Genomic DNA, 16,092 nt, shown 5'->3' with positions numbered 1-16,092 from the left:
AAACAAAATATAAAAAAGCTTCTCAAAAGAGGAGCTTTTTTATTTATCTAAAATTTCTTTAATATTTGGCTTAAAGTAATTAGGTCCTTTCAATACTTTTCCATCTTCACGATAAATTGGCTTACCATCTTCTCCTAACTTGCTCATATTACTTCGTTGAATTTCATTGAATACTTCTTCTATTTTATGTTGCATTCCATGTTCAATTATAGTTCCACATAAAATATACAGCATATCTCCTAAAGCATCTGCTACCTCAACCAAATCATTATTTTGAGCAGCCTCTAAATACTCTTCATTTTCTTCTTTCATTAAATTAAAACGAAGTAAGTTTCGTTCTTCTCCAATGTTCGCTGTTGGCTCATTTTTTATTCCTAACCCAAATGCTGAATGAAATTCATGTACTGCTTCAATTCGTTTTTTCATTGTAATTAATCTGTTTTATATATTAGTTTATGTTGCTACTTTTAAAATCCTTGCTGGTACAATTTTTAGTACCCAAGCAATAAGTCTCCATCTTTTTGATATATATGCAACACGTTTTTTTCGTTTTATTGCTGAATATATTTGCTGCGTAGCTTTTTCTACAGGTACCATCCAAAAAATGCCATCACCCAACGCCATTGCTGTATCTACAAATCCTGGACGAATATCTGTAATAAAAACTTTTTTTGTTTTGATGGATTTTGTTTTGATATACAAGCTCTCTAAATATGCTTTTTGATACGCTTTAGAAGAGAAGTAATCTGGTGCAGCTCTATTTCCTCTAATGGATGCTATAGATGAAATTCCTACCAAATGTCCAAAACCTTGTTTTTTAAACTGTTTATATGCCAAAGCATACAACTTTGTTACTCCTAAAACATTTGTTTTTATAGTTTGTTCTTGTTTATCCCAATCTAACTTTGGGTTTACAAAACCAACTCCTGAAGATTGTATTACCAAATGAACTTCTCCTAGCTCATTCACCATTTCATTAAACACTTTTTCAACCTCATCTACTTGCTGAATATCATTCTGCTTTATAATTACCTGATTCGGATAAGTATTCTTTAACTCTTCAAGCTTTTCTATTCTTCTACCAGTAACTGCAACTATATAATTATCTTTTATTAAGATTTCTGCTAAACTCTTACCAATACCTGAAGTGCCTCCAAAAATAATTGCTGTTTTAGTTTTTTTCATTCTAAAATCATTCTTTAACTTTGCTAAAAATACAATTTTATGTTTATACTTATTGCTGCTAAAATGTTTACTACGGGCAGAATCATTTTTGCAAGTTTATTTGTAATAGCTTTTATCGTTTTGATGTACTTCAGCTATAAAAAGGATGCTAAAAACAATAAAAAACACTACCAAAACGGTGCTTTATATGTAGCTATAGGAATAGCAGTAGTTATTGCGCTGTTGTTTTTATCTAAACTATTAACGAAATAACACAACCGCTTAAGGTTTCATTATAAAACAAAAAACCGATTCTTTTCAGAATCGGTTTTTATTATTTAAACTTTTAACTTCTTAGTTTTTTACTGGTAAGAAATTATAGTTTTTAGCGTAGAAATTCATTTGTTCTTCAAACGTTTCTGGTTGCTTGATCTTAATATCGGTGATATTTCCTTCAGCATCCATTACTGGCTCTAATACTGGATTTACAAATCCGTTGTAAGGAGCAGATGTAAACTGTGCATTACGATCTAAAACTTCTTTATGAATATTTTGATCTACTTTTACTCCGTAACCTTCTACTAATGCTTTTGCCGCTTCAAAATCTCCTTCTGATTTAATTCTTTGCGCTTCTTTTAATAAACGTCCAAAAATCTCACGAAGCTTCTCATAATCGTTGATATTATAATATGTCTTACCATCTCTGGTAACTTTTTCAATTACATTATCTTTTGCTCCTTGTTCAAAAGCCCAAGCTGAAACCCATTGACGGTTTACCATGTGGTCTTCTTCAATATCATCTCCTAAGTTAATTCTGATTAACTGAGTCATTAATCCATTTCTGATATACCCGTCATAAGCAGCTTTACCAACTTTTTGCCAGTCATCAACTAATCCTAATTCTTGTAATTTAGGATCCATTAAATAATACAGCCCAACCAAATCTGCTCTACCCTCTTCCATAGTAGAAGCATAGTTCTTTAACGTTTCTTTTGGTTGGCCAATTCCATCATTAATTACACCTGAAGCATGTCCGATTACCTCATGTAATGCTGTGTGTAATTTATCCGCTAACTTACCATATTTGATCTCTAAATCAATTTCTTCTTGATCATTAGCAAATTCTTTTAAACGTCCAGTTCCTCCAGCATTGTTATATGAACCTATAATATTTCCTAACGATACTGATTTAGAACCGTGTTGTTGACGAATCCAGTTATTGTTTGGTAAATTCACTCCAATTGGAGTACTTGGCGACGCATCTCCTGCTTCACCTGCAACATTTACTGTTTTATATGATACTCCTACAACATCTTTCTTTTTGTGACTTGGATCTAACGGAGAATTATCTTCAAACCACTGTGCATTGTCTGATAATACTTTCATTTTTTTAGACATATCAAAGTCTTTGATTTGTACGATTGTTTCGTACGAACCTCTGTACCCTTTAGGATCATTATAAACTTCAATAAAACCATTAATCCAATCAATATTTCCTTCTGTAGATTCTACCCAAGCAATTGCATATTCATCCCAAGTATGTAAATCTCCTGTTTTATAGTATTCGATTAACAACTCTAATGTTTTGGCTTGCTTTTCGTTTTCTGCTACTTCTTTAGCTTTTTCTAACCAATAAATAATTTTATCGATTGCTTGTCCGTACATTCCACCAGACTTCCATACTTTTTCAACTAGCTTTCCATCTTCACGAACTAATTTCGAATTTAATCCAGCCTCAATTGGTTGATCTTTTGGTCCTTTATCAGCTTTCGCATAAAAATCTTCTACATCTTTACTGGTAATATCAGCTCCGTAAAAATTTACTGCTGATGCTAATACATTATCTACTCCTGCTTTTTTGTTTACTTTTTTAACATCTTTATCATTGAAAATAACGTCTAATGCTTCAGCAGATAACTCAGTATTAGTTTCTTTTAATAACGTTTCTAAATATTCTTTAGAAAATGTAGGTTTTAACTTATCGTTAGAGTAATGATGGTGAATTCCGTTTGAAAACCATACTCTTTTTAAATAAGTTGTAAACGCTTTAAAATCTTCGCTCTCTTTATCTCCTTTAAAGTTATTATTGATGTTTTCTAAAGCTACTCTAATTTCAAGATTATGACGGTAGTTTTGATCCCACATAATATCACGTCCAGATAAACCAGCTTGTGTTAAATAATACACCAACTTTTTTTCTTTAAGCGTTAACTCATCAAAACCAGGAATTTGGTAACGTAGTACTTTTATATCAGCAAATTGCTCTACAACATATTCAAATTCTTTTGCTTTTTTTTCAGCTACTTTAGGCTCTTTTTTGGCTTCTGTTCCGCATGAAGTTAACACTCCAGCTGCAACAACTGCACAAAGCATTTGTTTTAGTTTCATTTATAATAATATTTAGTTTATTTTTTGGAAGGCTAAAATTACGAAAATTAAACTTCATGGTATCTGAAGCAATCGGTTGTGTGATCATTAACCATACCTGTAGCCTGCATATGTGCATAAATTACTGTGGATCCTACAAATTTAAATCCACGCTTTTTTAAATCTTTTGAAATCGCGTCAGAAAGCTCTGTTGTTGCTGGTACTTCTTCTCGTTTTTCAAATGAATTTTTTATGGGTTCTCCATCAACAAAACTCCAAATATATTTAGAAAATGTTCCAAATTCATCTTGCACTTTCATAAACAATTGAGCATTGGTAATTGTAGCTTTTATCTTTAGTTTATTTCTGATAATACCTTCATTTTGTAATAACTCTTCATACTTTTCTTCATCATATTTTGCAATTTTCTGATAATTAAAATCATCTAAGGCTTTTCTAAAATTTTCTCTTTTTTTAAGAACAGTTATCCAACTCAATCCTGCTTGAAAGGTTTCTAAAATTAAAAACTCAAACAATTTCTCGTCGTCATAAACAGGAACTCCCCATTCTGTATCGTGGTATTCAATATATAAAGGGTCATTTCCTACCCAAAAACATCTTTGCTTCATATTCTTTTATTTAATGCTGAAAATTACTGTTAAACAAGTTAAAAATCAATGAATTTCGGAATAATTTTTGCAATTTTATAGTTACTAAACTCTATTGATTATGAAAACATTACAACATATTTTAGCTCTTAGTATCATAGGAATTATGTTATGGTCTTGTGGTCCTTCCCCTATAAAGAACACTTCAAACACTAATGAAGAACCTGTTGTTATTGCTAATGACAGTTTAGAATACGAAATCATTATTATAGACCCAGGTTTTACTACTTATTTAAACAGTATAGCCAAACCTGAAGGGTATTATTCGCAAACCTATTTAGAAAATAAAAATCGTTTGTATGTTATAAATTGGAATTATAGAGCACAAAATCCATTACAATTCAATCCTAATATTTATGAAAACGTAATTGATTACAGTCTGCATATAGATTATGGTTACGAAGTAAACTACAAACTATTCAATTATTTTGAGTTTGCTCAACGTAAATACAAGATGAGCTTAGGTGCTGGATCAACTAGATTTAGCAGGTAATTTTAACTTTAAAAGCATCTTTGTAAAAACTGTATATTTGCTCAAAAAATCAACCCAATAACATGAAATTTTTAAGAAATCTGTTAGCCTCAGTTCTTGGCTTTTTTATTGCCCTTTTTTTACTGTTCGTTTTCTTTTTTGCAGTAGCTTCTATTGTCGGGGCCGAAGAGCAAATTGTAGTTAAATCAAACTCGGTTTTAGAATTAGATTTATCAAACCCTATAAAAGATTATGCTCCTGATTCAAACAATCCTCTCGAAAAAGTATTAGCTGAATACAACAACAAAAAGAAAGAAAGCAGCTTAAACACAATCATTAACGCTATTGAAAATGCTAAAACTGACGATAAAATTAAAGGAATTAGCATAAAAACAACCTTTGTTAATGCTGGCATTGCACAAACACAAGCTATTAGAAAAAAGCTGAAAGAATTTAAAGAGAGTGGTAAATTCATTTATGCTTATAATGACATTTACACTCAAAAAAACTATTACTTAAGTTCTGTTGCCGATAGTTTATTCTTAAACCCAGTAGGCGCTATCGATTTTAGAGGTTTATCTACTGAAATTTTATACTTCAAAGATTTTGAAGATAAATATGGTATTAAAATGGAAGTTGTTCGTCACGGTAAATATAAAAGTGCCGTTGAACCATTTTTAGAAAACAAAATGAGTGATGCAAATCGCGAGCAAACTACCTCTTTTTTAAAATCAATTTGGTCAGAAATTACTGAAGATATTAGCAACAGCAGAAACATTTCAATTGAAGAATTAAATAGTATTGCTGACAATTCTAACGGAAGAAGTGCTGAAATAGCATTAAAAAACAAACTTATTGACGCTTCTATTTACGAAGATGAATATCAAGAAAAACTAGCGTTAGGATCTGATGAAAAAGTAAATACTATTTCTATCGAAGACTACATCAACTCAGGAAAAGGAAGAATTTCTTATACAGCTAAAGATAAAATCGCGGTGATTTACGCACAAGGTGATATCATCTATGGAGAAGGAAACGAACATTATATTGGACAAGGAATTATTAATAAAGCTATTAAAAAAGCTAGAAAAGATGATAAAGTAAAAGCTATTGTACTTCGCGTAAACTCTCCTGGAGGTAGTGCTTTAGCTTCTGAATTAATTTGGCGTGAGTTGGAATTAACCAAGAAAGAAAAGCCTTTGGTGGTTTCTATGGGTAACTTAGCCGCTTCTGGTGGATACTACATTGCTTGTAATGCTGATAAAATCATAGCTGAACCAACAACTATTACAGGATCTATTGGTGTTTTTGGTGCGATTCCTAACTTTAGTCAGTTTGCTGATAATATTGGTATCAATGCAGAACAAGTATCAACTAACAATAGTGCTTCTTACAGTGTTTTTGAACCAATGAATCAGAAGTTCTACGATGTAACTAAAGAAGGAGTTGAGCAAATCTACACTACTTTCGTTAATCGTGTTTCAGCAGGACGTAACATGACTTTTGAGCAAGTAAACGAAATTGCGCAAGGTAGAGTTTGGACAGGTAAAGAAGCTATTGAAAAAGGCTTAGTTGATCAATTAGGAGGATTAGAAGACGCTATTAAAGCAGCAGCTGAATTAGCTGAAGTTGAAAACTATAGAGTTCGTAATTATCCTCACTACAAAACTGACTTAAAAGATGCTTTACAAATGAATCCTTTTATGAAAGCTTCTAAAGAAGAAATCTTAAAAGAAACAATGGGTGATGAAAATTATCAGCTATACAACAACATTCATAAAATGAAAAACCTAAAAGGAATTCAAGCTAGAATCCCTTTTATATTTCAAGTGAAGTAATCATAAAAAAAGCCTCGACAATGTCGAGGCTTTTTTAGTTTTAATAGTTGACGATTCTTACAAACCGAAACTTTCTTTTACTTTAGATACATAATCTAATTTCTCCCAAGTAAACAACTCTACATCTAATGTAATGCTTTCACCGTTAGGTTGTGTAAATGTTTTAGAAACTACTTCATTTGTACGCCCCATATGTCCGTAAGCAGCAGTTTCACTATACATTGGGTTTCTTAATTTTAAACGATCTTCAATTGCGTGTGGACGCATATCAAAAATTTCAGAAACTTTTTGAGCAATCTCTCCATCAGTTAAACCAACTTTTGATGTTCCGTAAGTATCTACAAAAATTCCCATTGGCTCCACTACTCCAATTGCATACGATACTTGTACTAATACTTCATCAGCAACTCCAGCCGCCACTAAATTCTTTGCAATATGACGGGTTGCATACGCTGCAGAACGATCTACCTTACTTGGATCTTTTCCTGAAAATGCTCCACCTCCATGTGCTCCTTTTCCTCCATAAGTATCAACAATAATCTTACGACCTGTTAATCCAGTATCTCCATGAGGCCCACCTATTACAAACTTTCCTGTTGGATTAATATGATATTTAATATCATCATTAAACAACGCTTGAATTTCAGGAGTAAGTTGTGCTTTAACTCTAGGGATTAAAATTTCAACAATATCTTTTCTAATTTTTGCTAACATTGTTTCGTCATCAGCAAAATCATCATGTTGAGTAGATACTACGATAGCCTCGATACGTTGTGGTACATTATCATCAGAATATTCAATTGTTACCTGACTTTTAGCATCTGGACGTAAATAAGTAATTTCTTTATTTTCTCTACGTATCACTGCTAATTCCTTTAAAATTATATGTGATAAATCTAACGCTAACGGCATATAATGCTCTGTTTCGTTAGTTGCATATCCAAACATCATACCTTGGTCTCCTGCTCCTTGCTCTTCTTTAGAAGCTCTATCCACCCCACGGTTGATATCATCTGATTGTTCGTGAATTGCTGATAAAACCCCACAAGAATTTCCATCAAACATATATTCTCCCTTGGTATAACCAATTTTATTGATTACTTCACGAGCTATTTTTTGAACATCTAAATAGGTTGATGACTTTACCTCTCCAGCCAATACAACCTGACCTGTTGTTACTAAAGTTTCACAAGCAACCTTAGATTCTGGGTCAAATGCTAAAAAATTATCTATTAAAGCGTCAGAAATTTGATCTGCTACTTTATCTGGATGTCCTTCAGAAACACTTTCCGAAGTAAAAAAATATGACATAAAAACTTCTTTTTAAATTAACTAAAAGAAAAAACTTGGATTGCTGAGTCGCTAAAAGGAGTAGAAAATTACTGCTTTAGCATTTTTATTCTGAACTATTGTTCATTGAGGTTGCAATCAGTCAAATTTTTCCTCAAATAAATATTGGTGCAAAGTTATAGATTATTTTACACACATAAAAACAAACTAAGCTTTAAAAAATAGAAAGTATTGATACTATGATAATAAAAAGTAATTTTTGTAAAATTGCATTGGAAAAATATTTGCTTACTTTTGTGCTGTACAAAGTAAGATAATAACTTAGATAAAACATATATAAAATGGCATTAGAAATTACAGATGCTTCTTTCGAAGAAGTAGTATTAAAATCTGACAAACCGGTATTAGTAGACTTTTGGGCAGCTTGGTGTGGACCTTGTAGAATGGTATCTCCTATCGTTGATGAAATTAGTAATGAATATGACGGTAAAGCTGTTGTTGGTAAAGTAGATGTAGACGCAAATCAAGAGTTTGCTGCTAAATATGGTGTAAGAAACATCCCTACTGTATTAATTTTTAAGAATGGTGAAGTTGTTGACAAACAAGTAGGTGCCGCTCCTAAAAAAGCATATACAGATAAAATTGATGCTGCTTTATAATATATAAATAGTATTTTAATTTGATATTATAGAAAAGGTTTAGCAATTGCTAAACCTTTTTTTTATCTTCGAAATTATATGATTGATCTTAAAAACACGACTTCTGAACTAAAAAACCTCGAATTACTGGCTAAACAAGTAGTCGAAGGTTTTATTACAGGTATGCACAAAAGTCCGTTTCATGGATTTTCAGTTGAATTTTCTGAACACAAACTCTATAACAAAGGTGAAAGTACTCGCCATATTGACTGGAAGTTATTTGCTAAGACAGAAAAGCTTTACACCAAAAAATACGAAGAGGAAACCAACCTTAGATGTCATATAATTATCGACAACTCTGCTTCTATGCATTACCCTATAAGTAAAAACCAATCTATAGATAAGTTAAACAAAATTGGTTTTTCAACAGTAGCAGCTGCTTCTTTAATGGACATTTTAAAACGACAACGAGATGCTGTTGGATTAAGTATATATTCTGACACTTATGAATATTATACTCCTGAAAAAGGAAGTGAGCGACATCGCAAGATGTTATTACACCAATTAGAGCAATTACTGTCGTCTGAATCTACCTCTTCTACAGAAACCTACCAATACTTGCATGAAATAGCTGAAAAGATTCATAGGCGATCTTTAATTTTCTTATTTACAGATATGTTTCAGACTAGTAAAAATGAAGAAGAGCTTTTCGATGCTTTACGACACCTAAAATTTAACAAACATGAGGTAGTCTTGTTTCATACACACGATAAAAAGACAGAATTTTTGTTTGATTTTGGCAATACACCAAAAAAATTTATAGATGTTGAAACTGGTGATGAAATAAATTTATACGCTGAAAATGTACAGCAAAAATATCAAGAATTAAGCAACTCTTTTTTCAAAAACCTAAGAAACAAATGCTTACAATATAAAATAGATTATATTCCTGTAGATATAAATGAGGGTTATGATAAAGTACTTATCGCTTATCTTATCAGTAGACAGAATTTTTTATAAATAACTCTTTTTTATTTAAAAAAAGGTTATATATTTGCATCCGCTTAGAGCAACGGTCTGGTAGTTCAGCTGGTTAGAATACATGCCTGTCACGCATGGGGTCGCGGGTTCGAGTCCCGTCCAGACCGCTAAAGTTTCTCTAAAACAAATAACATATTGCTTCAAGCAACGGTCTGGTAGTTCAGCTGGTTAGAATACATGCCTGTCACGCATGGGGTCGCGGGTTCGAGTCCCGTCCAGACCGCGAAAAGCTTCTCAATTTTGAGGAGCTTTTTTCTTTTACTTACTATTTGATTTCTATAAAAATAAAAAGAGGAAAGGCTTAAACCTTTCCTCTTATATAAATTAATATTATTCTTTACTTACTTAACATTATAAGTAAATTCGTAATTTAGCTCTTTACCTCCACTAGAATACTTTAAGCTCCCCTTATTTTCTGCAGAAGCTGAGAATTCATTGTATTGTTCTTCTGTAATTCCAAAATTAAGAACATCTGGTGCAGCTGCAAAAAAATCATCAAAAGTCGTATTATCAATTGTAACAGAACTTACAGCGAATGAGTCAGTTAATTTTAACACAACAATATATCCTACATATTGATCTTTATATACATCTGCACTAAGAACAACAAATGAACTATCAACTGACGCTGTTCTAAATGTAACAGTATTAATTGTAGTAGCTCCATTTGTATCTCTAGCAACAATCTTTACAATATATTCAGTATTTGAAGACAGCGATGTTAAACCATAAATACTATTGGTCCAACCAGTGGCTACTTCTTCTCCATTAACATAAATATCATAAAACACATTATCACCATCAGGATCTACTGCATCATCCCAATTCACCAATGCACCTGATTCACTAATATTATCTATTTCAATATTGAAATCTGCAGGTGGATTACCTGTTGTTTCAAACATTTTCTCTACCTCTGTCGCTAATTCTGCATCTTTAGACACTATTTTTACAGTATACGAAGTAGTTGACTCAAGTCCTTCTAACAAGTAACTTAACACATCTAAATCAGTAGCTATTATGTTTCCATTTAAATATACATCATAAGTTACAGCATCCCCATTTGGATCTAATGATTCTTTCCATGATACCTTAGCTGTTTTATTAGTTATATTATCAATAAAAACCTCAAAACTCTCCGGAGCTAAGTTAGTTATTGATGTCGTGAATAACTTTTCAATTTCTATTGAATTATTATGATCATCAGTTGCCACTACCACAACTTTATACTCTGTACTTCCAACTAACTCTGTTAAACTTAATGAATTCTCATTTAAGTTTTTAGCTATCATCTCACCATTCAAACTAACACTATACACTACTGTTTTACCTTCAGGGTCTTCTGAAACACCCCAATTAAGCTCTGCTGAAACATCAGTGACTTGAGATACCATCAACTCAAAACTAGACGGAGGTAAGTTTAACTCCTCTTCATTATCTGAAGAACAAGACATCAAAAGGTTTACAAACACAAAAAAAAATAAGATTTTTTTCATAACTATTTAAATTTTTTAAATTAATATTGGCGCAAACATATGTTTTTATTAACAGATAAAACATGACAAATATTATTTTATTCTTATCTTCTCGTTAAACAACTTCTTACCTTCTTTTTACACTTTTTTCAAAAAAAGTTTGGTTTAGTAAAATTTATTTCTAAGATTTGTCACGTACAAAGAACACAAATACAATGATGTTACAAAACGTATGGCAAGGTTTCTATTTTTACTTTTACTTTTTTAGTAAGAGCTGAGACTTTGCACCATATTGTTAAACTAACAAAATAATATACCTAATCAAAGTCTCGAATTTATCGAGGCTTTTTTTTTGATTTAAAATGAAAAAAATAGCCATTCAAGGAATACAAGGAAGCAACCACCATATTGTTGCAAACAACTACTACGGTGAAAACATCATATTAGACGAATGTTTGTCATTTGACGTATTAGTAGATAGCCTTTTGAGCTTAAAAAGTGACCAAGCTGTTATGGCTTTAGAAAATACTATTGCAGGTTCTATTATCCCAAATTATGCATTAATAGACAAGTATAATTTGCATATTTCAGGCGAATATTACCTACCTATACATCATCATTTAATGGCACTACCTAATCAAAAAATTGAAGATATTACTGAGGTTTGCTCACACCCAATGGCTTTATTACAGTGTAAAGAATTTTTCAAACAACACAAGCACATCAAATTAGTTGAAGATGTTGATACTTCTGCAGTTGCAAAAAGGATTGCAGAAAATCAATTAAAAGGTATTGCTGCAATTGCACCAAAAATGGCAGCTGATATTTTTGGCTTATCAATTATTGAAGATGAAATTCAAACTATTAAAAATAACGCAACTCGCTTCGTATTTCTTCAAACAAGCCTTCCTAAAAACGGTAAAAATGAAATTAACAAAGCTTCATTAAAATTTGAATTAGATCATAAAAGAGGAAGTTTAGCAGCAATGTTAAACGTAATGAGTGATTGTAAATTAAACCTTACCAAAATACAATCGTTACCAAAAATTGAAACCCCTTGGAAGTATGCTTTTTTTGTTGATGTAACTTTTGAAACATATGAAGATTACGAAAAAGCAAAAGCCATCATACAAATTATGGCAGAAGAATTTAAAATATTAGGCGAATATAAAAATGGAAGATTATGATACAGTTTGCTAATCGATTACAAACCGTACAAGAGTACTACTTCTCTAAAAAATTACAAGAAGTACGTCAATTAATTTCAGAAGGTAAACCAATTATAAACATTGGTATTGGTAGCCCTGATTTACAACCTCCAACATCGGTATTAAAAGCTATTCAAGATAGTTTACAAGATACTGGAGCACATAGCTATCAGAGTTATCAAGGTTTACCAGAGTTTAGACAAGCTGTTGCTAACTTTTATCATAATAACTATAAAGTTTCCATAAATCCTACCAACGAAGTACTTCCTTTAATGGGAAGCAAAGAAGGAATTATGCATATTTCATTAGCCTTTTTAAACGAAGGAGATCAGGTATTAATTCCTAACCCAGGATATCCTACCTACAGTTCTGTAACCAATTTATTGGGAGGAAAACCTATTTTTTACGATTTGGAAGAAGCTACTAACTGGCAACCTAATTTTGATGCCTTAGAAAAACTAGATACTTCAAAAATAAAGTTAATGTGGGTAAATTATCCACATATGCCAACAGGTGCTGAGGCAACCAAAAAAACTTTTCAAAAGTTGATTGACTTTGGAAAGAATCACAACATTGTTATTGTAAATGACAATCCATATAGCTTTATACTGAATGAACACCCTCAAAGTATTTTACACATTGAAGGAGCTAAAGACATTGCTATTGAATTAAATTCGGTTAGTAAATCATTCAATATGGCGGGATGGCGTGTTGGAATGTTACTTGGAAAACCTGAATTCTTAACTGAAATTTTAAAAGTAAAAACTCAAATGGATTCAGGGATGTTTTACGGAATCCAAAAAGGAGCAACAAAAGCTTTAGAGTTAGACAAGGATTGGTTTATACAATTAAACAACACCTATAAAAAGAGACAAAAATTAGTATTTGAATTAGCAGAAAAACTAGGATGTACCTACGATAAAAACACCTCAGGAATGTTTGTTTGGTGTAAACTTCCTGAAGGAAAAACGTCTGAAGGAATGATTGATGAGTTATTATATAACAAGCACATTTTTGCGGCTCCAGGAACCATTTTTGGTAGTCAAGGAGAAGGTTATATCCGCTTTTCATTATGTGTACCAGAAGAAAAAATAAAAGAAGCAATCAATAGAATATAATGAATGTATTTATCATAGGTTTAGGATTAATCGGCGGAAGTTTTGCCCTAGATATTCAGCAAGCATTTAAAAACGCAACTATCTACGGAATCGACTCCAATGAAGAACATGGTGATCTTGCTTTAGAAAAAGGGATTATCCATCAAAAAGCGGTATTTTCAGAATTATCAAATGCAGATATAGTTATTATTGCTATTCCTGTAGATGTTTCACAAGAAGTAATTTTGAAAACATTGGATATTATTTCTGATGATTGTTTGGTATTTGATGTAGGCTCGACTAAAGAACAAATTTGTAATGTTATTAAAAATCACCCTAAGAGAAGAAATTTTTTAGCTATGCATCCAATTGCTGGAACAGAGTTTTCAGGACCCAATGCAGCGTTGACAAATTTATTTAGAAGTAAAACTAACATTATCTGCGAAGTAGAAAAAACAGCATTCAAATTACAAGAAAAAGCATTAGCTATTTTTTCAAAATTAGGAATGCGCATTCGTTATATGGACCCAAAATCACACGATAAACATATTGCTTATGTTTCGCATTTATCACACATTAGTTCTTTTATGTTAGGTAAAACGGTTATTGAAAAAGAGAAAAACGAACGTGATATTTTCGATATGGCTGGTAGTGGATTTGCTTCTACTGTGCGTTTAGCAAAAAGCTCACCTGCCATGTGGACACCTATTTTTAAGCAAAATAAAGAAAATGTTGTTGAATCGTTAAACGAATACATTTATAACTTACAACAATTCAAGATTTTATTAGAACAAGATGATTTTCCAGAAATACATACTGAAATGGAAAACACCAATCATATAAAACAAATTTTAAACGGAATTCAAGAGGTAGTACCTCAACAATAGAAACTCAAATGGAGAATACAAAAGAATTAAGAACGTGGTTAGATACCTTCGGATTAGGACATCCACTAGTAATTGCAGGACCTTGTAGTGCGGAAACTGAAGAACAAGTATTACAAATTGCACACGAATTAAAAGACACAGATGCCACTGTATTAAGAGCTGGTATTTGGAAACCTCGTACCAGACCTGGAAATTTTGAAGGTGTAGGTGCTTTAGGCTTAAAATGGTTACAAAAAGCCAAACAAGAAACAGGAATGTTGATTGCTACCGAAGTTGCGAACAAAGATCATGTAAAATTAGCTTTAGAACACGATGTAGATATTTTATGGATTGGTGCCCGTACCACTGTAAGCCCATTTATCGTTCAAGAAATTGCAGATGCTTTAGAAGGAACTGACAAAATTGTTTTAGTAAAAAACCCTGTAAACCCAGATTTACCTTTATGGTTAGGAGCCATTGAGCGTTTGTACTCTAAAAACATTAAAAAATTAGGAGTAATTCACAGAGGGTTCTCTACCTATGAAAAAACAAGATACCGTAACAATCCTGAATGGCAAATTCCTATTGAATTACAAAATCGTTTCCCCGATTTACCATTGATTTGTGATCCTTCACATATTGCAGGTCGTCGCGATATCATTTTTGATATTTGTCAAACTGCATTAGACTTAAATTTTGATGGTTTAATGGTAGAAACACATTACGACCCAGACAATGCTTGGAGTGACGCTGCACAACAAATCACCCCTAAAACATTAGTTCAAATGATGGTAGATTTAAAAGTTAGAAAAGCTACTGATACAGAAGCTGACTACAGAAACGCATTAAATACACTACGTACTCAAATTGATGTAGTTGATCATCAACTCATTGAAATGCTAGGAAAGCGTATGAAAATAGCCGACTCTATTGGTGAATTGAAAAAAGACAAGAATGTAGCTATTTTACAAACCAAACGATGGAACGAAATCTTAGGTAAAATGATTTTAGAAGGTCAAGAAAGAGGATTGAGTGAAGAGTTTGTACTTAAAATGTTTAAAGCTATTCACCAAGAAAGTATTAATCATCAAGAAAAAATCATCAACAGTTAAATCTATAAAGACCGTCAGAAATTGGCGGTCTTTTTTTATTCAATTTATTGTATTTTCATCCAACCAAACTTAAAATACATGAAACCTCTTCATACAATTGATGATGTTATAAACATCTTACAAGATATTATTAACGAATCTATAGAAAACGAAAGTACATTAGGTTATTTTGCTGCCCTATATCAAAAAGTAACTATCAAAGTAAAAGAAGGCATACAAAACAATTATTTTGACGACAACCAACGAATGGAAAAACTCGATATAATTTTTGCCAAAAGATATATAGATGCTTATTACAATTATAAAAACAATATACCTATTACTTCTTCTTGGGAAAAAGCTTTTAGCATAACTAATAAATACAAGTATATAGTTTTACAACATTTATTAGTTGGTATGAATGCTCACATTAATTTAGATTTAGGAATAGCAGCAGCAGAAGTTTCTAAAGGACAAGACATTCAAAATTTACATGGTGATTTTAACAAAATAAATGAAATTTTATCCTCTTTAGTTAATGAAGTTCAAAACGATTTATCTGAAATATTTCCTTTTTTAAAGAAAATCCTTACATGGACTAAAAATGTTGACGATTTTTTTGTTGACTTCAGTATGGAATTAGCAAGAAATGGTGCTTGGAATTTTGCTGTTGAATTAGCCAACACACCTATTAGTGGTTTTGAAAAAACTATACAAAAGAGAGACATAAAAATAACCGAAAAAGCCGATTTAGTTATTTCTCCAGGTTTCATTCCTCAAATAATTTTCATGATTATTAGAATTTCAGAAAGAGGAACAGTAGCTCAGAAAATTAACGATTTAACCGATTAAACGATACTAAAACATTCAATTTTTA

Annotated in this window: 16 protein-coding genes and 2 tRNA genes; 12 read left to right on the top strand and 6 right to left on the bottom strand. The window is 31.8% G+C overall.

Annotation, left to right across the window (positions count from 1 at the left end):
* Positions 1 to 39 precede the first annotated feature (39 nt).
* Positions 40 to 426, bottom strand: a complete 387-nt coding sequence (locus N534_RS0110350) for a nucleoside triphosphate pyrophosphohydrolase family protein (protein WP_028892423.1) — start codon at positions 424 to 426, stop codon at positions 40 to 42.
* 27 nt (positions 427 to 453) lie between these two features.
* A complete protein-coding gene (locus N534_RS0110345) occupies positions 454 to 1,185 on the bottom strand; it encodes an SDR family NAD(P)-dependent oxidoreductase (RefSeq protein ID WP_028892422.1) in 732 nt (243 codons plus the stop codon).
* 39 nt (positions 1,186 to 1,224) lie between these two features.
* Here N534_RS0110345 and N534_RS0110340 point away from each other — a divergent pair, with 39 nt between their 5' ends.
* A complete protein-coding gene (locus tag N534_RS0110340) occupies positions 1,225 to 1,437 on the top strand; it encodes a hypothetical protein (protein WP_231517319.1) in 213 nt (70 codons plus the stop codon).
* 81 nt (positions 1,438 to 1,518) lie between these two features.
* On the opposite strand, the gene N534_RS0110335 is transcribed toward N534_RS0110340, so the two are convergent.
* Both N534_RS0110335 and N534_RS0110330 read right to left on the bottom strand, forming a co-directional pair.
* Positions 1,519 to 3,552: a dihydrofolate reductase gene (locus N534_RS0110335; protein ID WP_028892420.1), complete on the bottom strand. Its 2,034-nt coding sequence runs from the start codon at positions 3,550 to 3,552 to the stop codon at positions 1,519 to 1,521.
* Between the two features lie 47 nt (positions 3,553 to 3,599).
* On the bottom strand, positions 3,600 to 4,160 hold the full coding sequence (locus N534_RS0110330) for a DNA-3-methyladenine glycosylase I (RefSeq protein WP_028892419.1): 561 nt from the start codon (positions 4,158 to 4,160) through the stop codon (positions 3,600 to 3,602).
* Between the two features lie 100 nt (positions 4,161 to 4,260).
* Between N534_RS0110330 and N534_RS0110325 the strand changes: the two genes are divergently transcribed.
* Together N534_RS0110325 and sppA are read left to right on the top strand one after the other, a co-directional pair.
* Entirely contained in the window at positions 4,261 to 4,692 is a 432-nt protein-coding gene (locus N534_RS0110325; protein WP_028892418.1) for a DUF6146 family protein, read from the top strand.
* Between the two features lie 62 nt (positions 4,693 to 4,754).
* A complete protein-coding gene (sppA, locus tag N534_RS0110320; protein WP_028892417.1) occupies positions 4,755 to 6,509 on the top strand; it encodes a signal peptide peptidase SppA in 1,755 nt (584 codons plus the stop codon).
* A 57-nt stretch (positions 6,510 to 6,566) separates the two neighbouring features.
* Here the strand turns inward: sppA and metK are convergent, their stop codons facing one another.
* Positions 6,567 to 7,820 (bottom strand): methionine adenosyltransferase, encoded by a 1,254-nt coding sequence (gene metK / locus N534_RS0110315; RefSeq protein WP_028892416.1) that lies wholly within the window; start codon positions 7,818 to 7,820, stop codon positions 6,567 to 6,569.
* A 320-nt stretch (positions 7,821 to 8,140) separates the two neighbouring features.
* On the opposite strand from metK, the gene trxA reads away from it, so the two are divergent.
* The 4 genes from trxA to N534_RS0110295 all read left to right on the top strand — a co-directional run bounded on the left by trxA (position 8,141) and on the right by N534_RS0110295 (position 9,701).
* Complete coding sequence (gene trxA, locus N534_RS0110310; RefSeq protein ID WP_028892415.1) at positions 8,141 to 8,458, top strand: thioredoxin; 318 nt, start codon at positions 8,141 to 8,143, stop codon at positions 8,456 to 8,458.
* Between the two features lie 78 nt (positions 8,459 to 8,536).
* Positions 8,537 to 9,457: a DUF58 domain-containing protein gene (locus N534_RS0110305; protein ID WP_028892414.1), complete on the top strand. Its 921-nt coding sequence runs from the start codon at positions 8,537 to 8,539 to the stop codon at positions 9,455 to 9,457.
* Positions 9,458 to 9,511: 54 nt separating this feature from the next.
* Positions 9,512 to 9,585 (top strand) — tRNA-Asp (locus tag N534_RS0110300).
* 42 nt (positions 9,586 to 9,627) lie between these two features.
* A tRNA-Asp gene (locus N534_RS0110295) sits at positions 9,628 to 9,701 on the top strand.
* 118 nt (positions 9,702 to 9,819) lie between these two features.
* Here the strand turns inward: N534_RS0110295 and N534_RS0110290 are convergent.
* Positions 9,820 to 10,974, bottom strand: coding sequence for a fibronectin type III domain-containing protein (locus N534_RS0110290; protein ID WP_028892413.1), 1,155 nt, complete (start codon positions 10,972 to 10,974; stop codon positions 9,820 to 9,822).
* 341 nt (positions 10,975 to 11,315) lie between these two features.
* On the opposite strand from N534_RS0110290, the gene N534_RS0110285 reads away from it, so the two are divergent.
* From N534_RS0110285 to N534_RS0110265, 5 genes are all read left to right on the top strand, one after another.
* The gene (locus N534_RS0110285; protein ID WP_028892412.1) at positions 11,316 to 12,140 is read left to right on the top strand and encodes a prephenate dehydratase; all 825 of its coding nucleotides are present in this window, start codon (positions 11,316 to 11,318) and stop codon (positions 12,138 to 12,140) included.
* Entirely contained in the window at positions 12,137 to 13,279 is a 1,143-nt protein-coding gene (locus tag N534_RS0110280; RefSeq protein ID WP_028892411.1) for a pyridoxal phosphate-dependent aminotransferase, read from the top strand. Before N534_RS0110285 ends, N534_RS0110280 begins: the two co-directional genes overlap by 4 nt.
* A complete protein-coding gene (locus N534_RS0110275; protein ID WP_028892410.1) occupies positions 13,279 to 14,145 on the top strand; it encodes a prephenate dehydrogenase in 867 nt (288 codons plus the stop codon). Before N534_RS0110280 ends, N534_RS0110275 begins: the two co-directional genes overlap by 1 nt.
* A gap of 8 nt (positions 14,146 to 14,153) precedes the next feature.
* A complete protein-coding gene (locus tag N534_RS0110270; protein WP_028892409.1) occupies positions 14,154 to 15,236 on the top strand; it encodes a bifunctional 3-deoxy-7-phosphoheptulonate synthase/chorismate mutase type II in 1,083 nt (360 codons plus the stop codon).
* 78 nt (positions 15,237 to 15,314) lie between these two features.
* Complete coding sequence (locus N534_RS0110265) at positions 15,315 to 16,067, top strand: DUF5995 family protein (protein WP_028892408.1); 753 nt, start codon at positions 15,315 to 15,317, stop codon at positions 16,065 to 16,067.
* Positions 16,068 to 16,092: the final 25 nt, after the last annotated feature.

This window comes from Tenacibaculum sp. 47A_GOM-205m, from assembly GCF_000518405.1.
Lineage (GTDB): Bacteria > Bacteroidota > Bacteroidia > Flavobacteriales > Flavobacteriaceae > Polaribacter > Polaribacter lutimaris.
This window is presented reverse-complemented; position numbering and strand designations above follow the sequence as displayed.